The following is an 18,557-nucleotide window of genomic DNA, read 5'->3' as shown; positions in this document are numbered from 1 at the left end:
GGGATGTCTCACTCACTACCAGGGTTCTGCCCATCTTCCCACGAGCGCGCCGTCGCACGCCGGTTTGGGGGGCGTGGCAGGGCCCTGGTAGCGTGGGGCGCTGCACCTCGCTTTTCGGCATGCCCTCTCAGCCTGGCGGAAGCGAAGGTCACACCCGTAGAACCCTCCGGCCCATGGGCCAGGGGTGCCCACAACACAGACAAGACTGAGGCTCCTTCGTGGCGAACATCAAGTCCCAGATCAAGCGCAACAAGACCAACGAGAAGGCGCGCCTGCGCAACAAGGCCGTCAAGTCCTCGCTGAAGACCGCGCTGCGCAAGGCCCGCGAGGCCGCTGCCGCCGGTGAGACCGAGAAGGCCGCCGTGCTGGCCCGCGAGGCCTCCAAGGCCCTCGACAAGGCCGTGAGCAAGGGCGTCATCCACAAGAACCAGGCCGCCAACAAGAAGTCGGCGATCACCAAGCAGGTCGTCGGCACCCAGGCCTGAGCCTCGCGCTCACCCTGGGGCCCGCCGCTGGGCGGGTCCGGCAGGACTTTCGCAGTACCCCTCGGGTGACCCCGGCCCTCTACCCGGAGCCCTGAGGCGCACAGACTCGTACCGCACGCGGCCTGCGTTCGCCACGCGGGTGCGGTGCACAGCTTGACCGGCAGGCGCCGTGGCTCGTCCCCTTCCCCGGGACGCCACGGCGCCTGTCGGCGTTCCCTGCGGTATTCGTTCGCGGCGCTCCTGCGTTCCCTGCGGTATTGCGTTCCAGCGCTCTTGCGTTCCCGGCGGATTTTCGGCGATATAGGGTCGAGCAACAGCCGCCCAGCCACGCTCCGTTCGGCCTCGTCACGCTCCGCCACGCCCTGGGGGACCGCTCATGTCGACACCGCCCTCGCACGCTGCGCCCGGCCACGACCGCCCGGGGCGACGGTTGCTGCGGCGGGCCCGGTGGGGGTTCGGCGGGGCGGTCCTGGCTTCGGTGGTCTGGACCGCAGCGGTCTGGACCGTGCCCTCGATGGTCAGACCGCCCTCCGCCGCGCTTCCGGCCGGGCGGTACCGGATCGCGGACAACCTCTGCGCAACGGCGCCGCTGAGCCAGTTCGGCCGGCTCTACCCCGTACAGAGCGGCGCCCCGTACCACTACACGACGCGGACCGGGGCGCTGGACGACATGTACTGCAGCGAGTACCTCAAGAAGACCGGCACCGACAGCGGCTACGTGACCCTCTACCTGGAGGTCCAGCTGCACCACGCGGTCAACCCGGCACCGGAGTTCGAGGCGCAGCGCGCCGGATTCGCGCAGCGTCGGTTCCAGCTGAGCGACGTCCCGCAACTGGGCAGCGAGGCCTTCGTCGCCTACCTGGACGATCAGAGCGGGGCGGACCGCACCCGGCACTACCTCACCCAGACGCTCTACGTGCGCGATGGCGCGATGACGTGCTACCTGAACTGGTCCGGCTCCTACCAGGCGGCCACGGAGACACCACCGGACCGGGAGACGATCCGCGAGGCGCTGCTGATCGACACCCGGGACGCGCTGCGGGCACTGGGCGGCCAAGGCTGAAGCAGCCGGGGTCGAAGCGACCGGAGCTGCCTCCGGAGCTGCTTCCGGACGGCGGAGGGCCGCCCACCCCGCGGTACGGGCGGGAGGCGGCTCAGTACGGGCGGGAGCCGGACCGGGCAGCCCGGGCCACCGTGACCACGGCGCGTTCCAGGGCGTAGGCCGGGTCGTCCGAACCGCCCTTGACGGCGGCGTCGGCCTGGGCGATCGCGGTCAGCGCGAGGGCCACTCCATCACCGGTCCAGCCGCGCATCTGCTGGCGGACCCGCTCCACCTTCCACGGGGGCATCCCCAGTTCGCGGGCCAGGTCGGCCGGACGCATCGAGCGGTCCGCGGTGGCGAGCCGGCCGATGCTGCGGACTCCGGACGCCAGCGCATAGGTGATCCCGGTCGGCGGCTGACCCACGGCCAGCGCCCAGCGCAGCCGCTCCAGCGCGTCGGCGGCGCGACCGGTCACGGCGAGGTCGGCGACCTCGAAGCCGGTGGCCTCGGCCCGGCCGCTGTAGTAGCGGGCCACCACCCGCTCGTCGATGGTGCCCTCGACGTCGGCGGTGAGCTGGCTGCACGCGGCGGCCAGCTCGCGCAGGTCCCCGCCGAGCGAGTCCAGCAGCGCCTGGCAGGCCTCCGGACTGGCGGAGCGCCCGAGGGTGCGGAACTCGCCGCGCACGAAGGCGATCCGCTCACTCGCCTTGGTCAGCTTGGCACAGGCCACCTCACGCGCCCCGGCCTTGCGGGCCGCGTCCAGCAGACCCTTGCCCTTGGCCCCGCCGGCATGGACCAGGATCATGATCACTTCGTCGACGGGCGCGTCGAGGTAGGCCTTGACCTCCTTGACCGACTCGGCCGCGAGGTCCTGCGCGGCCCGGACCACGATCACCTTGCGCTCGGCGAAGAGCGAGGGAGTGGTGAGCTCGGCCAGGCTCCCGGGCTGCAGCCCGCCCGGGGCGAGGTCGCGCACATCCGTGTCCGGGTCGGCCGCCTTCGCCGCGGCCACCACCTGGGCGACCGCACGGTCGAGCAGCAGCTCCTCCTGGCCGACCGCGAGGGTCAGCGGGGCGAGCAGGTCATCGGGTGCACTCTTCCTGGCCATCGCGTACCAGCATCCCACGCCCGACCGACAGCACCGGGCGCCCGGGCGGCGGCCGAAGGCGGGGCTGCGGCAGGGAGAATGGCTGTCGTGAGCTCTCCCCACGTCGACGACACCGATGCCCAGAACCACCGCCCGCTGACCCGTGGCCGACAGCTGCTGGTCCTCGCCGACCGCGACGCCGCCGAGGAGGTGGCACGGACCCTGCTCGAACGATGGCCATCGCTGGGCCCCTTCGAGCTGGTCCGCGACGCCCTGGCCGGCGAGGACGACGCCGAGGACGCGCAGTGGCTGGTGGTCCTGGAGGAGCCCGCGCAGGCCTGGGACCCGGTGCTCGTGGCAGCGGTCGACGCGGTGGTGGCGGCCCACGACGGCTGGCGCGAGGAAGGCTGAGGGGGCGCGCGACCCCAGGGCGCGCGGCGGCCTCGGCGGCCGGGCGGGGGTGGGTGACCGCGCGCAGGGTGGCCGGGGTGTCGCCCAGCACCGCGATGTCACCGGCCCGGTCGGTGCGCAGCACGGTGCTGCCGAGCGCCCGCAGGCGGTCCACCGTGCGCACGGACGGGTGGCCGTACGGGTTGCCCTCCCCGACCGAGACCAGCGCCAGGCGTGGGTGCAGCGCGCGGGCCAACTCCCAGTCCTGGTTGGCCGAGCCGTGGTGCGCCACCTTGAGGACGTCCACCGGCCCCGGCCTGGCCCGGCTCAACAGCTCGGCCTGGGCGGCCGGTTCGAGGTCGCCGAGCAGCGCGAAGCGCAGCGCTCCCGCAGTGACCAGGAGGGCGACGCTCGCGTTGTTCGCCCCGGGCGTCTCGGGGCCGAGCCGCCCGGTCGGCCACAGCACGTCCCAGGACAGCTCCGGGCCGGCGCTGCGGTGCTCCCCCGGCGTGACCCGCAGCAACGGCACCCGGGCCTCGGCCGCCCAGCGGGAGACCCTGGCCACTTCGCCTTCCGGCAGGTCCACGGTGGTCGTCTCGACCGCCCCGACCGACCGGTGACGCAGCACTCCGGGCAGGCCCTCGCTGTGATCGGCGTGGAAGTGGGTCAGCAGGACCAGGGCGACCCGGGTGATGCCGAGGTCGCGCAGGCAGGCGTCGGCCGCCGCCGGGTCCGGGCCCACGTCGACGACCACCGCGGTGTCGGGCGCCCCGGCGGCGGGGCCGGCCGGAACCGGGAGGACGAGCAGGTCCCCCTGGCCCACCGAGCACATGACCAGCCGGGCGCCGACGGGCGGCCAACCGGTGGCGATCCGCACCAGCGCGGGCGGACGGAGCAGCAGGGCGACGAACCCGGCGACGAGCAGGGCGACCACCAGCGCCCGGGCAACCCGGACCAGCCGCCTGCTGCGGCGCACGGCAGGCGGCCCGACGCCGGGCGATCGGGCGTCGGCGAATCGGGCGTCGGCGAATCGGGGGTCGACTGCCAGAGCCTCGAATGACGGGGCGTCGGGTGACAGGGCGTCGAGCGACAGGGCGTCGGATGTCACGACCTCGGGCGGACGGGCAGCCGACCGGGCTCTCGACCACCGGCCCGCAGCGGACCCGCCCGCGCGCTCCTGCTCCCGCCGGCCGGGCGGCAGGAGCAGCGGCGCGGCGAAGCAGGCGGCCAGGACGGTGACCGCGAGGGTGACGGCGCCCAGCCAGCCCGGGGTCCAGGCCAACTCCGCGCCTGGCAGCGCCGCACCGTGCCGGGCCACCGCCGCCAGCCACTCGGTCGGCCATCCGGCCAGCTCGGCGAGGAAGCGGGCCAGGCCGGCCGAGAGCGGGGCACTGACCAGCGCGGCGAAACCGATCAACGTCGCCGGGGCGACGGCGAGTTCGGCGAGCAGGTTGCACGGGATGCCGACCAGGCTGACCCGCGGCGCGAGCAGTACCGTGGCCGGGGCGCAGAACGCCTGAGCGGCGGCGGCTGCGGCGATCCCGTCGGCGAGGTGGTGCGGCCAGCCCCGCTCGTGCAGCGCCGCGGCCCAGCGCCGACCGGCGGTGAGCAGGCCGAGGGTGGCCAGCGCCGACAGCAGGAACCCGTAGGACCGGGCCAGGAAAGGATCCACCAGTAGCAGGACCAGCACGGCGCCGGCCAGCGCCGGCACTGCCTGCCGGGGGCGCCCGAGGGCGAGCGCGAGCAGGCCGAGCAGACCGGTCGCGGCAGCCCGCAGCACGCTCGGATCCGGCCGGCAGAGGGTGACGAAAGCCACCGTGAGGACCGCGCCGAGCAGCGCCGAGACGCGCAGCGGGAGCCCGAGGAGGGCGGCCAGCCCACCGCGCTCGGCGGTACCCGCCCGGGCGGGCGCGCCGAGCAGCACGGCGAGCACGATGGAGAGGTTGGCCCCGCTGACCGCGGTGAGATGGACCAGGTCGGTGACGTGGAAGGCCTCGTCCAGCTCGTCCGGGATCCCGGAGGTGTCGCCGATCACGAGGCCCGGCAGCAGGGCGCGCGCATCCGGGGACAGGCCGGCGCAGGCCTGGCGCAGACCCGCCCGCAGGCGCCCGGCCAGCCGCTGCGCCCAGTTCGGCGGCGACAGTAGCCGTGGCGGGCCCTGGGCGATCAGGACGGCTCCGGTGTCCTGGCCGGTACGGGAGGCAGGCAGGACCCGGGCCTCCGCGGCGATCCGGGCGGACGGCAGCAGGCCCTGCCAAGCCGCGGTGTCGGGGTCCTGGACGATCACGACGACCGGGGTGCGGGTGCGCGTGCGGGTGGCAGCCGCCGGGGCGCCGACCTGGTCGACGGTCGCCTCGACGGTCAGCACCGGCCGCCCCGGGCTCGAACCGCGCGCCCGGGCGGTACGGGAGCGCGGGTCACCGGTGACGGTGAGGTCGACGCTGACCGCGCTGCGCGCCGCGGCGGGGCCCGGCCCGGCACCCGGGCCCCCGTCAACTTCCTTGCTGGCAGCCGATTTGAGCGCGAGCGCGGGGATCGGTCCGCGGTGCAGATCGGCGGTGTGCAGCACGGTACAGGTAGTGGCTGCCGCACCGGTCAGCAGCACGGCTGCGGTCATCGCGACGGGCGAGCGCGGACGCCGACGGGGGTCTCGTTCGTGGTTCCGGTCGTGATCGTGGTCCTGGTCGCCGTCACCCGAGGGGCCTGGAGGCCGACGGTCGGGGAACGGACGGTCGGGAAGCGGGTGATCGGGCAGCGGGTGATCGGGCGGAGGGTGGCGGCGGTCACGGTGGCGGGCGACCAGCAGGAGCAGGGCGCCGCAGCCGGCGGCACAGGCGGCGGCGATCAGGAGTCCGGGGGCGGCGTGGGCATCGGCGCCGAGCAGCAGCGCGGTGACGCACCAGGCTGCGACGGTCGGCAGCAACAGGCGCAGGTCATGGGAGGGTGGCGACGGGGCCGCCGGGGACCGGCCGGCCGCGGTGCGAGGCTTGGACATCGGAGTCCCCCGAGGGTGGTGACGTGGCAGGTGCGGGGCTGCGGTGGAGAGCGTTCAGAGAGTGAGCAGCGGTTTGAGGTCGCTGAGCTTGCGCTCACCCAAGCGGTCGTGACGACCTATTAGGTGAGCTGCGGAAACGCGAACGGCCCCCGCCGGTGGTGGAACACCGACGAGGGCCTGACCGACCACCTGATCTAGCAGGGAGTCAGCTCCGTGTACTTTCTCATGCCGCGCGCCCCTCGTGTGAGCCTGCGCGCCACCTTCTCCCGGGCGATCGCCCGGACCGCGCTCCGGATCGCGGATGCCGCCTCCGAGTTCACCGCCCCGCTCCCGGCCCAGCCGGTCGAGCAGCCGGCGGAGGACCCCACCGACACCTACACGGCCGACGACATGCCCGAGCTGGCCGTGATCGAGGCCGCCGCCGCCGAGTACGAGCGGGCGGCCGAGCAGGCCCGGCGGGCCGACCGCGGCAAGCGGGCCGCCCGCAAGGTTCTGGATCGTCTCCCGGCCGGCAGCTACGGCCGGTGGCTGGTGGAGCGGGTCTCGAACAACCGGCAGACCGCGGACCTGCAGGAGATCGCCCGGATCTTCAAGGCGAACGGCCTGGGCCCCGTGCCGATGAAGCAGTCCGCGCCGTCGCTGAAGGTCAAGCAGGCGCCGGCCGTCACCGCCCCGGTCGAGTTCCAGGTGCTGGCGGGGGTGGCGTGATGACCGTCATCGCCGAGCGCCCTGTTCAGACCGCCGGCTGCCGCCTGCCGGACTGTGATGGCGCCACCCACGACGCGGGCGAGGACCGGTTCTGCCCGGCCTCCGCCGTCGACCTGGAGATCCCCGGGGCCCAGTTGGGCCTGGAGTTCACCGTCGAGATCTACGACGACCCGACCGCCCGCGGCCCGCAGCTGTCCCTGTTCGGGATCAGCAGCGACTGGTACGAGGCGTTCCTGCACCGCACCACCGTGCCGGGCGAGGTGATCGGCCTGGCGGAGCACTTCGAGCGGCTGGCGGATCAGCTGCGCCGTTCGGCGGTCGAGCTGGCGGAGCTGCGACGCCGGGCGGGGGTGGCCTGATGTACGGCAACCCGTGTGTGCTGCCGGGCTGCAGCGAGCACCTGCTCGGCCCGAACCGGATGGAGTGCTCGGCTCTGACCGAGAGCGTGACCGCGCCGGGCAACACCGAGCCGTCGCTGGTGATCGGTCTCGGCCAGGTCGATGGCGAGGACACCGTCGTCGTCACGGTCTGGACCGGCGGTGAGGACGCCGACGCGGCGTTCGAGGAGCCGGGTGAGGCCCGGGAGTTCGCGGCCCGGCTGCGTCGGCTGGCGGATCAGCTGGACCGGGACGCGTCCCTGCTGGAGCGGCTGCGGGCCGGGGCGGGGGTGGCGTGATGGCGAAGAAGTCGAACGTGCACCGGCCGACGGAGAACGCGGCGGTCGGTGCGACGTGTTCGGACCCGAGGCCGGCGACCAACTTGGACCGGCTGTGGCGGATGCTCGCGGAGGCGGTGTGGCGGCACGACCGGCACGGCGCCCAGCTGATCCGGAACCTGCTGGTGCGGGCGATGGCGACCGGTCCGGTTGGGGCCGCGTCGTGAGCCGGGTCAGCAAGGTGCGCCTGGCCAACGGGCAGTCGATCGAGCTGCCCGAGCCGGACTGGTGCACCGGGGCGCACGAGCCGGGCATGGAGCTGGTCGACATCTTCCACGAGGGCCCGGAGGCGGCGCTGACGGTGGAGACCGTGCTGGGTTCGGTGCGGGTCCTGGAGGCGGCGCTGACGGCCTATCCGTTCGCGTCGACCGGGGCGGGCCGGGTGCCGGTGGTGACGGTCGCGTTGGACGGCGGCTACGTGTCGTTCGATCCGCAGGGGCTGCGCCGTCTGGCGACGGGTCTGGCGGGGCATGCGCTGCGGCTGCGGGGTCTGGCCGCCCAGTTGGACCGGGTGCGGGCGGAGGCCGGCCGGTGACCGCCTGCGTGGGCTGCGAGGCCGTGTTCGACGAGGACGACCTGGCGCCGGATCACAACGGGGACCTGGCGTGCTGGGACTGCCTGACCTTGTGGGCCGGGTTGGACGACGCGGCGGAATGGCGGTGGTGGGCGTACGGGGCGGCCTGACGGCTGCCTGTCCCTGCCCGGCAGATGTTCAGTTCTGAACACGTCGGGCGGGGGCGGGGAGCCGGGACAGACCCGGCCCGCCGATCACCCGAGGAGCACACCGTGCCGAACACCGACCCGAACAAGACCGCCATCGCCGCCGCCGAGGCCATCCGCAAGCTCAACCACGCCACGCTGAACCAGACGCTCCCCGCGCCGGCTATCAGCTCGATCGCTCAGGCCCTCGTGCAGTTGGTCGAGCGGCTGCCGCAGACCCTGGAGCAGCTCGGCACTCAGCTGAGGCAGCGCCAGGCCGAAGGAGCGATCCGCATGGACACGAGGGAGAACCCGGCCGCGGCCGTCGCCGAGACGACGCTCGCCCTGGACGACACCGTGCAGCACCTCGCGGACGTCTCCAGGAGCTTGCACCAGGCCGCCTCGCCGCTGTTCCACATGGCCGCCAGGTAGCCGCGGACCACCCGACCCCACCTGCAAGACCCTGGCCGCACCCCGGCCACCCCACCCTGACTGGAGATCACATGTGCGAAGAGTGCGACGACTGGGACTCCGAAGCCGAGGACGACGGCTACTACGAGGACAGCGGCGAGTGGCAGACGGGCGAGTGCGACAACTGCTCGGGTGGTGACGAGAGCGGCGTGACCGCCACCGGCCCGCTCGGCCCGCTGTACTGCGCGTGCCGGATCGGGCAGGGCGCTACCCCCGAGGGCTGTGCCTGCGGTCCTGAGGACTGAGCCCGCACAATGCAAAGGGCCCTGGTCGTCTCCCGCGACCAGGGCCCCGCAAACCGGCGTCAGCGTCAGCTGCGCGGGTCGGCCTCCCACTTGTAGGACAGCTCCCACAGGTGTACCGGCATCACGTGCAGCGCGACCTCGATCGCCGTGCCGTCCTCGGTGCGGGCGACGTGGACGATCTCGTAGACGCGGTGGTCCTCGGTGAGGTTGAGCCGCTCGGCCTCCTCCTCAGAGGGGGTCCGGACGTTGATGGTCTCCTCGATGGTGGCCTGCGCGTAGCCGGCCTCCGTGAGGCGGGAGAGCATCCCGCCGACGCCGGTGTCCTCGTTCTCCAGGCCAGCGGCCTCGGCGATGGCTACGGGGATGTAGCTGTCGGCGAGCTGCACGGGGGTGGAGTCGGCGAACATCTGGCGGGCGCGGACGATCGTGGTCTCGGTGTTGTGCTGGAGACCGAGGATCTTCGCGACGTTGGCCGGCGGGGCCACTCGGGTGACGCGGACGCGGGACTCGGGGGTCATGCCGAGGGCTTGAATCTCGGCGTTGAAGGAGCCGCGGGCGGGCTGGCCGGCCTGCTGGCCTTCGCGGAAGGCGCGGGCGTAGCGGGCGGTGGAGTCGCGGCGGATCTTGGCGATGATGGCGCTCACAGTGCTTCCTCGCTGGTTGGACGTCTTGTTGACGTATCCCTCGGCGGTGAGTAGCTCGATCGCCCGCTTCACGATGTTGCGGTTGCCGCCGTACTGCTCGGCGAGCTGAACATCGGTCGGCAGCGTCGAGCCCTTGGCGTAGGTGCCTTCGTGGATGGCTGCTCGGATCTGGTCTGCGATGACCCGGAAGGTCGGGCGGTCGGGATCACTCATGTCCGGATCGTACCTCGGTGCATCGCGCTCGCAAGTCGATGGAGTGCGCTTTCTCGAAAGTGCATCGCACTTCATTGACAGTGCATCACATTCCACGCTCTACTGAGTAAGCGCCATCCGACGGGGCGTCAGTTCCGAGCAGATTGGCGAGAGCCCCACAACTTCCCTGCCCTGAAAAGGGCGTGGCCTCGGCGCACCCACGCGCACCGAGGCCGACCAACCACCCAAACCCGAACCCCCTTGGAGGGACCCGTGTCCAGCATGCCCCAGGACGGTCAGCGAGGTGAGCCCAACCGGCGCCCCTGCACCGACTACCCGGCCGACCACTTCTTCCCCGAGACCGAGACCAAGGGCGGCAAGCCCAGCGCCGGCGAGGCCGCCGCCCTCCGGGTCTGCGCCAGCTGCCCGCTCGCCACCCGCGGCGCCTGCCTCGAAGACGCCCTGCGCTTCAAGAGCTGGGACCAGCACGGCGTCGTCGGTGGCACCACCGCCGCACAGCGCCGCCTGATCGTCCGCTCCCGCCGCGCCGCCCGCACCGTCCAGGCCCCGCTCGCCGAGGTGGCGTGATGGACACCGCCGCCGCCCTGGACGCTGCGAAGGCCCGCCTGGCGATCGGCTGGCCGCTGCTGATCCTCGCGATCGCCCTCTACTCCCCGCTGCACGGCGCCGCCCAGCTCGTCGTGCTCGCCGCCGGCCTGTTCTTCCTCTCCCGGCAGCCCGCCGGCACCAGCGCCCCGCGCACCCAGCCCAGCAAGCCCGCCGCCCGGCGCGGCCGAGACGAGAAAGGGAAGTGGACGAAGTGACCAGCACCGGCTTCTACAAGGAGCGCAGGGCCGATCGCGCCGCCGAGCGCCTGGCCGACCGCGAGGACGCCGCTGCCCGGCGGACCGAGGACCGCAAGGACGCCGACGCCGAGCGCCGCCGCAAGGCCGCCGACCGGCGCGAGCGCGACGAGCGCAAGGCCAAGGCCCGCCGAGCCCGCGCCGCGAAGGTCGCCAAGCTGACCGGCTGGGTTCAGGCCGACCCCGCCCGCGCGTTCGTGAGGCTCGTCCAGACCTGCTCGATCGTCCCCGCGGTCGTCTCCCAGGTCGGCGCGCTCACCGGCGCCGGGGTCGGTGAGCTCTTGGCCGGGCTGCTCGCCGCGATGCTGGAGGGCGCCGCCTGGGCGCTGGTCGCGATGGGCTCGAAGGCCGAGGGCGAGCGCTCCACCCGGACGTACAGGGTCGGGGCGTGGACGGCCGCGCTGGTGGCCGCCGCCATCAACTTCTCCCACGGCCGCCAGGAGTACGCCGCGCACACCTGGGTCGCGGTCGTCCTGGGCCTCTCCTCGCTCGTCGCGGTCTGGCTCACCGACCTCCAGACCCACGGCGGCCGGGGCCCGACGAAGACCGAGAAGAAGCTGGCCGCCGAGCGGGCCGCGCACACCAAGCGCCGAGCCCAGCATCACCCCGAGGTGCTGGCGGTGGCGGAGCGGCTGCTGTCCGCCAACCCGTTCGGGGCGCTGCACCCGGACGACGCCTGGCGGGTCGCCTGGCAGTTCGCCGAGGGGATCGAGGTGACCGGGGTGACCGCCGATCTGATCGCCGGTCAGCTGAAGGCTCAGGCCCGCGTGAGCGAGGTCTCGGCGCCCCCCGCGATGCCGGTGGACTGGGACCCGGAGATGCCTCCGGACCCGTTCCTGACGGACGAGGAGGGCGTGTATCGCAGGGCGTTCCCGGAGGCGCTGGAGGAGGCTTCCCGCCGATCTTCCGATGGCCCGCTCGCCCTTGACGGTAAAGGGCTCCAGGGGTCCCGCAGGGGCCCGGAGGCGGCCGTCCCGGCGCCGCAGAAGCAGGCTCCCGGGAACGGTCGGCAGGTGGCCGACGAGAGGCCGCTGGTGCCGGAGGATCTGGCTCAGGTGAGGGTCCTCGCCGATCTTCTCGCGGGCACCGGTCAGGGCCTGTCAGTGAAGAAGATTCGCGACTTGCTCCACTGCCGCAGCGACTACGCCGTGAGGTTGCGGAACGCGGTCGAGGCGGAGCGGTCCGGCCGGGACGACGACGGCGGTGAACTCGCCGGCACCCGCTGACGGAGACGGCGGCCACCCACCGGCCGTCACCCGGGCCAGGCGAGCCACCCGAACGGGAAGAGCACCGGCCCCCTTGATCCACAGCACCATCGGCCCGGAGGCCGCCATGTACGAGCACCAGCCCCGTCCCCGCTACGACTGCCCGACTTGCCAGGACTGGGGGACCGTGATCGCCCCCGACGGCAAGGGCACCCAGCCCTGCCCCGAGAAGTGCCCCGCCGCGCACCGGATCCGCACCGCGACCGGCCGCTGAACTCCCCAAACTCCGCCTGCTCGACCTGATCTCCGAGGAGACCGCCATGACGCTCGCCATCACCTTCGCCGCCGCCACCACCGTCCCGGTCACCTGGACCACGCCGTCCGGCCAGGCCGCCACCGTTCAGATGCCGACCCAGCTCCACGCCGCCTATGGCAGCAGCGAGCACACCGCGACCGTCGTGCAGCTCGCCGACGCGCAGAACGGCGTCCAGCCGGCCGTCACCCAGGCGTCGACCGGCGGGGTGATCGGCCTCGGCGGCGCCACCCTCCTCGGCCTGGGCCTGCTCGTCTGGGCGGTCGCGAAGTGGCGTCACGGCTGGGGCAAGGAGCACAAGACCGCTTTCCTCATGGGGGCCGCCGCGGCCGTCCTGATCGGCTCCTGGGGAATCTTCGGGCAGCTCACCAACACGGTGAAGACCACCGGCGACTCGGTCGGCAACTCCGTCGGCACCACGATCAGCCAGCAGACCTCCGTGACCCGCTGACCGGCCTGCCGCCCGACCGTCCGCCACGGTCTCCCACCCCATCCCAGCCCGTGGCGGGCGGCCGGCCGGAAAGACCGGCCCAGAGCCCGAGAGGACAAGCCCATGAGCACCGACACCACGAGCGTGGCCGCCCAGTACCTGACCGTCGGCGGCGCCACCGTCGACCTCACCGTCCGGATCAGCCACGACCACATCGCCGACGAGGACGGCCAGAACTGGGCCGACATCAACCACCAGGCCGCGTGCACCGGCTGCGGCGCGAAGGAGGACTTCGAGGACTTCGGGACGGAGGACACCGAGCCGGCCCGCAGCGCCGCCACCAACCTCACCTCCCCCAACGGGCACGCGGCCAAGCGGTGGGCCCAGGACCACGCCGCCACCTGCCGGGCCCTGCCCCGCGGCTGACCCTCACTCGGCGAGCCACAAGGGGTGCGACGGCTCGCATCTGCCGCACCCCTTGCCCTCCCCGTACACCCACAACTCCAGGCACAGGACAACCCGTCCGGCCCGAACCGAGAGGACGAGCCCGTGAGCATCACCTTTGATCCGCCGTCGATCGGCCCGCAGGACCAGCCCGCACCGGTCTCCTTCATCAAGGACACCCCGCCGCTGTACGTGTCGGCGCCGCCCGTCGCAGCCGAGCAGTACGTGCCCGAGCCGCAGGAGGAGCCCGCCGAGGCCTGGGCCGGCGCGCTGAAAGCCCGGCTGATCGCCTCCTTCGCCGAGGGCGGCGCGGTGCGCGCCCACCTGCTGCGGGCCCGCTCCCAGACCTGGACCTGGCTCACCGCCGAGCAGGTCACCGACGAGCAGCTCGTCAAGGAGATCCTGGAGCAGCGCCAGCACAACCATGAGGCCCGGGAGAAGCAGCTGCGGCACGAGCTGTCCCGGGTGACCCGCCAGCTGGTTGACCACAAGGTGCGCGAGGCTCGGCAGGACGCGGCAATGCGCTCCGCGGGCGGCCGGCCGCTGGACGGCAACGAGAACGGGCGGCACCGCGACAGCGCGACGGACGCCAGCCTGCGCCGCCGCCAGGAGGAACTGGAGGTGCTGCTGCAGGAGCACGGCCGCAGCCGAGATCTGCTCGACCTGGCACCCAGCAAGGTCGAGATCGGCAGCGAGCGGTGGAAGAAGCGCACCGGCCGCGCGATCGCCCTGATCGGGTCGGTCGTCTGCGGCGGAATCATCCTTCCCCTGCAGAACCCGCTGTGGCTCCTCGCGTCGCTGCCCGCCGCCGCGGTCGCGCTGTGGCGGGTTGGGATGGTCGTCGAGGACCAGGACCAGCAGCAGGCCGGGCAGGTGGCGACCGCCGCCGAGGGGATCCCCGCGCAGGCCGGGCCGGTGGACGAGGTGCCGGTGGAGGGTCCCGCGTTCGCCGCAGCGGTGGTGGCCGCGCGTCAGGCCGCCGCCGAGGCGACCACCCCGGGCGCGGCGGCGGCCCGTGAGGTCGCGCAGGCCGCCGAGCAGGCCGCGCAGGTCCAAGGCGCCTCCGACCTCATCAACGCGCTCGTCAAGGCGAAGATCATCGACAAGTCGGAGGTCGAGGAGACCTCGATCGTCGGGGTGATCCGCCCCGACGGGCCCGGCTGGACCGCCACGATCGAGCTGCCCGGCGGGCGCCCGGCCGAGCAGGCCATCGGCCGGGACACCGAGCTGGCGTCCGCGCTGAAGGTGAAGTCCGCCCAGCTGCAGATGTCCAAGGACGTCAGCGAGGAGGGTCACGAGGGACGGTTCGTCATCTGGGTGGCCAACAACGCGAACCCGTACAAGGGCGACCCGGTGCCCAGTGAGCTGATCAAGGCGGACAGCTGGGACTTCTGGGCGCAGGGCGTGCCGCTCGGCAGCAACGCGCGCGGGGTCCGCAAGGTCCTCAACATGCTCTGGAGTTCGCTGCTGATCGGCGGGCTCATGGGCTTCGGCAAGTCGTACCTGGCCCGGCTGGTGGCCGCCGCCGCGGTCCTCGACCCGTACCTGAAGATCGTGCTGCTGAGCGGGAAGGCCGGCGCCGACTGGGCCTCCCTCAAGCTGGTCGCGCACCGGTTCGTGTGCGGCAACCAGTCCTCCGTCATCCGCGAGATGAACCGGGTGATGGAGGAGACCATCGAGGAGATGGCGGAGCACGGCGAGCGGCTGGAGAAGCTCTTCGAGACCGACCCCAAGGCCTGCCCCGAAGGCAAGATCACCCCGGAGCTGGCCAAGACCGACGGCCTGGAGATGACGCTGCTCCTGGTCGACGAGCTGCAGGAGATCCTCGACGCGGCGGCGGCGATGAAGCTCATCTCGGCCGACGACGCCGAGGCCGCCGCTGCTGCCGAAGGCGAGGGCGGTGGCCGCAAGCCCCAGGGCCGCAACGGCAAGGACGTGATGGTCTCCCTGTTCGCCCGGTTCATGCGGGTGGCCCGCTACGTCGGCGGGATGGCGGTCATCATCACCCAGCGCCCCGACTCCAACAGCGTGCCGACCGAGCTGCGCGAGGTCGCCTCCAAGCGGGCGTCGTTCAGGGTCAAGGGACAGAACAGCTCGAAGATGGTCCTCGGTGACGACGCGGTCGCCGCCGGCGCGGCCCCGCACCTGCTCCTCGACCAGCACAAGGGCGTCGCAGTGCTGGACGAGGGCGCCGAGGAAGGCCACGACACCATCAGGGCCGACGTCATCAATCTCGACCAGTTCAGGGTCATCTGCGAGCGCGGCCGGGACCTGCGCTTGAAGGCCGGCACCCTGACCGGCCACGCGGCGGAGCGCTGGGAGAAGGAGCGTGAGCAGGTCCAGAAGCGCCAGGTGGTCGCGGACGCGGTCGCCGCGATGGATCACGAGGGCGTCGACCGGGCCCGCCTGAGCGTTCTCGCCACGTGGATGACCGCGCTCTTCCCGGAGCGCTGGCACGACCTGACCGAGGTGTCGCTGGGCGCTCGGCTGCGCGACGCGAACGCGGGCAACACCGAGCGGATCGGCTCGGTCGACGGCGTCGGCAAGGCCTCCGGCTACACCCGCGAGCGGCTGGCCGCGCTCCTCAGCGACAAGGCCGCCTGACCGGTTCACCCCGGTTCATACCCCCGTCCGGCGTACGGATCCGGGCCGACGCACCCCGTCGGCGCCCGCTTTGACCAGGTATGTCACCCCGTCCGATGCCCGCCGGACCCCGTCAGCAGGACGGGGTGCCCACCCCAGCGGACGGGGTCACAAACCACCGTAAACCAGGACACGAACGGGGTCAGCCGGACAGGCCTACCAGCGCCGGCCGACCCCGCAAACCACCACAACTCAGACAGGAGACCACGCCCATGGGCTGGATCTGGGACCACGACCGCGCCGGCTACGACGGCTGGGGCGGCCACTCCTACACCTCGCACGCCGAGTTCGGCAACGAGCTGAGCCGCATCGCCGGCCGTCAGGACTGGGCCGCGCTCAGCATCCTGTTCGACCGCCACACCGGCGACCCGTTCGACGTCCCCAACCAGCAGGCCGGCCGGATCGCCGAGGCCCTCACCGCCCTGGCCCCGCACATGACCCCGGCCTGGGCGCCCCGGACCCGGGAGATCGCCGCGGCTGCCCGCGCCGCTCACCGCGCCGGTGCCGTCTGGCACTGGGGCTGACCGATGCCGATGTGGACCGGAAGCCCCGCCGAACGCGCCGCCGCACAGCTCGCACACGCCAAAACCCGCACCCGAAGGAGCGCCATGACCGCCGCACGCACCAGCATCACCGTCGCCGAGATCGACGCCTACCAGGCACGGATCCACGCGGTGATCGACGAACTCGCCGACATCGCCAGGGGGTGGCCCGTCGGCCCCGTCTGGAGTGCACTCGGGACCGCCCACCACGCCGTAGAAGGCGTCGACCAGGCCCTCCTCGACCTGAAGCTCGGCAACGACCGCGCCCTGACCGTCGAGAACTGACCCCGCCCCGGGGCGGCCGTCCAGCCGCCAAGCATCAACCGGCCGCCCCGGGCCCCGAATCCACCAGAAACCAGCAGATCGGAAGCCCATCATGCCTCTCCTCGCCCGCCTCGCCGACAAGTTCTGCGACCGGTACGCCGACCGGATCGACACCTGGGTCCGCGAGACCGTCAGCGCGATCCCCTCCAGTGAGGCCGAGCGGCACATGCGCACCCTGCACGACGTGTGGGCCAGCACCGCCCAGCTCCACCGCTCCTACTTCGACCCCGAGGCCTCCTTTTTCTGGGCTGGGGACGGCGTCCACAGCGACGTGCGCCTCGCGTGCGTCGGCGAGTACGTGTTCGTTCGTCGGGACCGCACCGGGCTGTACACCGCGGGTGGCACCCACTCCTGGGACGCGTTCTACCGCGCCGGCGTCAAGGGTCTGACCACCGACGAGCCGCCCAAGCCGCCCAAGACCCAGGAGTTCACGATCACCGGCGAACTCGGCGACGCCGAGCACCCCGAGCGCTGGGAGATCACCCTCCACTGATCCGCTCACCCGCAGGAAGGACCACCGACATGCCCGACACCCAGAGCGTCACCAAGACCGTCCTCGCCACCCACTACACGGCCGCCGGCAGCGCGGTGGAGGTCGTCCAGTACGACATCACCCGCGCCGCCAACCTGGAGGAGGCCGCCGCCCAGTCCGGCCCGTACTGGCGCTGCCACGGATGCCACGACCGCAGTGACCGGCCGCTGAACAACCCGGCGATCGGCGACCCGGTCGGCGTCGTCACCGGCGCCGCGATCGGCCACGCCGGCATCTGCCGCTACTGACCGCCCGGCCCGCTCACCGTGCTCCATCCGCCCAGCTGCGGGTGGGGTGCGGTGGCCGGACCGACCGGCCACCGACACCAAGGAGACCCTCCAAATGATGCTGATCTCCCACAAGGGCAAGGGCAGCGTGAACGTCTTCAGCGACGGTGCCGGAGGCGCTGAAGCCGAGTGCACCGAGTGCCCGTGGAGCATGCACATCGGCCACTTCCACCCGATCGCGACCATCGGCGGCCCCATCGACGAGGCGCACTGGTACGCCCGCCAGCACATCGAGGAGAAGCACAGCTGACAACCCTTGGCTCCGGCTGCTCGGAAGGAGGCCCGCCGTGCCCGCACTGCTCACCGCAGCACCGTTCGATCTGGACGCGGCGGGCCTCCGCCTGGTCGCCGAGGTCGAGGCCTACCTGGCCCAACTGCCCGCCCCCGCCAACACGGCGGGGGCGGCCGGCCCGCTCCACCTGACCTGCCACCAGCCCCCCGCGCCCACCCCGCGGTACGGCAGCGTGCTGCAGCCGTGGCACCACGGGATCGACCTGCCGGCACCGACTCTGCTCGATCGGCTCCACCGTCGCCGGCCCGTCGCCCAGGTGACGCCCGGCCAGCATCTGCTGCTGGTCTCCCGGTACATCCACCAGCACGGCTGGCTGCAGGGCGCCCTCTGGGACGAGGCCGGCGCTGTCTGTGTGCTCGGCGCCCAGCTCGGGATTCTGCAGGCCGGCTACTCCACCCCCGCGGTCGTCGAGCGGGCCCGGGAGCTGATCGGCAACGAGATCGGCTACCTCGGCGAGACCGGGCCGATCGATTCGTGGAACGACGCCCCGAACCGGCGCGCCGCCGACGTCCACCAACTGCTGCAGCGGGCCGCCGCGCGCGTCCGCTGACGCTGCCCCGGAACCACCTGCCCCGTGAGGAGACCCGATGAACGACTCGCCCAACACTGTTGCCGCCCAGCGTGCCGACCTGCTCCGCCAGGTCGTGTTCAACCGCGCCGAAAGCGTCCCCGCCGACCAGCGGCGGTGGTTCTCGGCCGAGATCGGCCTGACCGTCCACGCGTTCATGGCGGACTTCTACGCCGCCGCGCTCGCCGAGGTCGACCCCGAGCGCGCCGAGCAGGTTGCTCGCGAGCTGGCCGAGTACTTGGAAGACGGGGCGCTGCCCGAGTACTCGTGGGACCGTGCCGTCGAACTCGGCCACGACCCGCGCGTGTGGGTCGCCGAATGGGACAAGGCCCAGGCAGCCATGGTCGAGAAGCCCGCGCAGACGTGCCACGACACCGACGGCGGCTGAGCAGGCCCGGTCACGGCATCGCCATCAGCCGCGCCACCAGCAGCCCGGCCACG

The 18,557-nt window shown here is 72.8% G+C and carries 27 protein-coding genes; 24 read left to right on the top strand and 3 right to left on the bottom strand.

What is annotated here, in order from left to right; all coding sequences use genetic code 11:
• The first annotated feature begins 218 nt into the window (after nt 1–218).
• Both rpsT and OG294_RS27895 read left to right on the top strand, forming a co-directional pair.
• On the top strand, nt 219–485 hold the full coding sequence (gene rpsT / locus OG294_RS27900) for a 30S ribosomal protein S20 (RefSeq protein ID WP_327069291.1): 267 nt from the start codon (nt 219–221) through the stop codon (nt 483–485).
• A 514-nt stretch (nt 486–999) separates the two neighbouring features.
• A complete protein-coding gene (locus OG294_RS27895; protein ID WP_327069289.1) occupies nt 1,000–1,548 on the top strand; it encodes a hypothetical protein in 549 nt (182 codons plus the stop codon).
• 91 nt (nt 1,549–1,639) lie between these two features.
• Here the strand turns inward: OG294_RS27895 and holA are convergent, their stop codons facing one another.
• Together holA and OG294_RS27885 are read right to left on the bottom strand one after the other, a co-directional pair.
• On the bottom strand, nt 1,640–2,635 hold the full coding sequence (gene holA, locus OG294_RS27890) for a DNA polymerase III subunit delta (RefSeq protein ID WP_327069288.1): 996 nt from the start codon (nt 2,633–2,635) through the stop codon (nt 1,640–1,642).
• On the bottom strand, nt 2,610–5,999 hold the full coding sequence (locus tag OG294_RS27885) for a ComEC/Rec2 family competence protein (RefSeq protein ID WP_327069287.1): 3,390 nt from the start codon (nt 5,997–5,999) through the stop codon (nt 2,610–2,612). Before OG294_RS27885 ends, holA begins: the two co-directional genes overlap by 26 nt.
• A 213-nt stretch (nt 6,000–6,212) precedes the next feature.
• Between OG294_RS27885 and OG294_RS27880 the strand changes: the two genes are divergently transcribed.
• The 8 genes from OG294_RS27880 (at nt 6,213) to OG294_RS27845 (ending at nt 8,837) form a co-directional block, all read left to right on the top strand.
• Nucleotides 6,213–6,707 carry a hypothetical protein gene (locus tag OG294_RS27880; RefSeq protein ID WP_327069286.1) on the top strand — a complete coding sequence of 165 codons (495 nt, stop codon included), beginning with the start codon at nt 6,213–6,215 and terminating at the stop codon, nt 6,705–6,707.
• Nucleotides 6,707–7,066 (top strand): hypothetical protein, encoded by a 360-nt coding sequence (locus tag OG294_RS27875; protein WP_327069285.1) that lies wholly within the window; start codon nt 6,707–6,709, stop codon nt 7,064–7,066. The genes OG294_RS27880 and OG294_RS27875 overlap by 1 nt, the downstream gene beginning before the upstream one ends.
• Nucleotides 7,066–7,383 (top strand): hypothetical protein, encoded by a 318-nt coding sequence (locus tag OG294_RS27870; protein ID WP_327069284.1) that lies wholly within the window; start codon nt 7,066–7,068, stop codon nt 7,381–7,383. Before OG294_RS27875 ends, OG294_RS27870 begins: the two co-directional genes overlap by 1 nt.
• On the top strand, nt 7,383–7,589 hold the full coding sequence (locus OG294_RS27865; protein ID WP_327069283.1) for a hypothetical protein: 207 nt from the start codon (nt 7,383–7,385) through the stop codon (nt 7,587–7,589). Before OG294_RS27870 ends, OG294_RS27865 begins: the two co-directional genes overlap by 1 nt.
• A complete protein-coding gene (locus tag OG294_RS27860) occupies nt 7,586–7,957 on the top strand; it encodes a DUF6907 domain-containing protein (RefSeq protein WP_327069282.1) in 372 nt (123 codons plus the stop codon). Before OG294_RS27865 ends, OG294_RS27860 begins: the two co-directional genes overlap by 4 nt.
• Nucleotides 7,954–8,106: a hypothetical protein gene (locus tag OG294_RS27855; RefSeq protein WP_327069281.1), complete on the top strand. Its 153-nt coding sequence runs from the start codon at nt 7,954–7,956 to the stop codon at nt 8,104–8,106. The genes OG294_RS27860 and OG294_RS27855 overlap by 4 nt, the downstream gene beginning before the upstream one ends.
• A gap of 102 nt (nt 8,107–8,208) precedes the next feature.
• Nucleotides 8,209–8,553: a hypothetical protein gene (locus OG294_RS27850; protein ID WP_327069280.1), complete on the top strand. Its 345-nt coding sequence runs from the start codon at nt 8,209–8,211 to the stop codon at nt 8,551–8,553.
• 71 nt (nt 8,554–8,624) lie between these two features.
• Nucleotides 8,625–8,837: a hypothetical protein gene (locus tag OG294_RS27845; RefSeq protein ID WP_327069279.1), complete on the top strand. Its 213-nt coding sequence runs from the start codon at nt 8,625–8,627 to the stop codon at nt 8,835–8,837.
• A gap of 65 nt (nt 8,838–8,902) precedes the next feature.
• On the opposite strand, the gene OG294_RS27840 is transcribed toward OG294_RS27845, so the two are convergent.
• A complete protein-coding gene (locus OG294_RS27840; RefSeq protein WP_327069278.1) occupies nt 8,903–9,694 on the bottom strand; it encodes a GntR family transcriptional regulator in 792 nt (263 codons plus the stop codon).
• 261 nt (nt 9,695–9,955) lie between these two features.
• On the opposite strand from OG294_RS27840, the gene OG294_RS27835 reads away from it, so the two are divergent.
• The 14 genes from OG294_RS27835 to OG294_RS27770 all read left to right on the top strand — a co-directional run bounded on the left by OG294_RS27835 (nt 9,956) and on the right by OG294_RS27770 (nt 18,504).
• The gene (locus OG294_RS27835; RefSeq protein WP_327071694.1) at nt 9,956–10,261 is read left to right on the top strand and encodes a WhiB family transcriptional regulator; all 306 of its coding nucleotides are present in this window, start codon (nt 9,956–9,958) and stop codon (nt 10,259–10,261) included.
• Nucleotides 10,261–10,497, top strand: a complete 237-nt coding sequence (locus OG294_RS27830; protein ID WP_327069277.1) for a hypothetical protein — start codon at nt 10,261–10,263, stop codon at nt 10,495–10,497. The genes OG294_RS27835 and OG294_RS27830 overlap by 1 nt, the downstream gene beginning before the upstream one ends.
• Nucleotides 10,494–11,762 carry a hypothetical protein gene (locus OG294_RS27825; RefSeq protein ID WP_327069276.1) on the top strand — a complete coding sequence of 423 codons (1,269 nt, stop codon included), beginning with the start codon at nt 10,494–10,496 and terminating at the stop codon, nt 11,760–11,762. The genes OG294_RS27830 and OG294_RS27825 overlap by 4 nt, the downstream gene beginning before the upstream one ends.
• A 73-nt stretch (nt 11,763–11,835) precedes the next feature.
• The gene (locus OG294_RS27820; protein ID WP_327069275.1) at nt 11,836–12,015 is read left to right on the top strand and encodes a hypothetical protein; all 180 of its coding nucleotides are present in this window, start codon (nt 11,836–11,838) and stop codon (nt 12,013–12,015) included.
• Between the two features lie 46 nt (nt 12,016–12,061).
• Nucleotides 12,062–12,505: a hypothetical protein gene (locus OG294_RS27815; protein WP_327069274.1), complete on the top strand. Its 444-nt coding sequence runs from the start codon at nt 12,062–12,064 to the stop codon at nt 12,503–12,505.
• Nucleotides 12,506–12,607: 102 nt separating this feature from the next.
• Nucleotides 12,608–12,910, top strand: a complete 303-nt coding sequence (locus OG294_RS27810) for a hypothetical protein (protein WP_327069273.1) — start codon at nt 12,608–12,610, stop codon at nt 12,908–12,910.
• Nucleotides 12,911–13,033: 123 nt separating this feature from the next.
• On the top strand, nt 13,034–15,532 hold the full coding sequence (locus OG294_RS27805) for a hypothetical protein (protein WP_327069272.1): 2,499 nt from the start codon (nt 13,034–13,036) through the stop codon (nt 15,530–15,532).
• A gap of 251 nt (nt 15,533–15,783) precedes the next feature.
• Nucleotides 15,784–16,095: a DUF7739 domain-containing protein gene (locus tag OG294_RS27800; RefSeq protein ID WP_327069271.1), complete on the top strand. Its 312-nt coding sequence runs from the start codon at nt 15,784–15,786 to the stop codon at nt 16,093–16,095.
• A gap of 84 nt (nt 16,096–16,179) precedes the next feature.
• Nucleotides 16,180–16,398: a hypothetical protein gene (locus OG294_RS27795; protein WP_327069270.1), complete on the top strand. Its 219-nt coding sequence runs from the start codon at nt 16,180–16,182 to the stop codon at nt 16,396–16,398.
• A gap of 91 nt (nt 16,399–16,489) precedes the next feature.
• Nucleotides 16,490–16,930: a hypothetical protein gene (locus OG294_RS27790; protein ID WP_327069269.1), complete on the top strand. Its 441-nt coding sequence runs from the start codon at nt 16,490–16,492 to the stop codon at nt 16,928–16,930.
• 29 nt (nt 16,931–16,959) lie between these two features.
• Nucleotides 16,960–17,217 carry a hypothetical protein gene (locus OG294_RS27785; RefSeq protein WP_327069268.1) on the top strand — a complete coding sequence of 86 codons (258 nt, stop codon included), beginning with the start codon at nt 16,960–16,962 and terminating at the stop codon, nt 17,215–17,217.
• A gap of 94 nt (nt 17,218–17,311) precedes the next feature.
• On the top strand, nt 17,312–17,506 hold the full coding sequence (locus OG294_RS27780; RefSeq protein WP_327069267.1) for a hypothetical protein: 195 nt from the start codon (nt 17,312–17,314) through the stop codon (nt 17,504–17,506).
• 37 nt (nt 17,507–17,543) lie between these two features.
• Nucleotides 17,544–18,098: a DUF6197 family protein gene (locus OG294_RS27775; protein WP_327069266.1), complete on the top strand. Its 555-nt coding sequence runs from the start codon at nt 17,544–17,546 to the stop codon at nt 18,096–18,098.
• Between the two features lie 37 nt (nt 18,099–18,135).
• Entirely contained in the window at nt 18,136–18,504 is a 369-nt protein-coding gene (locus tag OG294_RS27770; protein ID WP_327069265.1) for a hypothetical protein, read from the top strand.
• Nucleotides 18,505–18,557: the final 53 nt, after the last annotated feature.

This window comes from Kitasatospora sp. NBC_01302 (assembly GCF_035976515.1).
Taxonomy (GTDB): Bacteria; Actinomycetota; Actinomycetes; order Streptomycetales; family Streptomycetaceae; genus Kitasatospora.
This window is presented reverse-complemented; position numbering and strand designations above follow the sequence as displayed.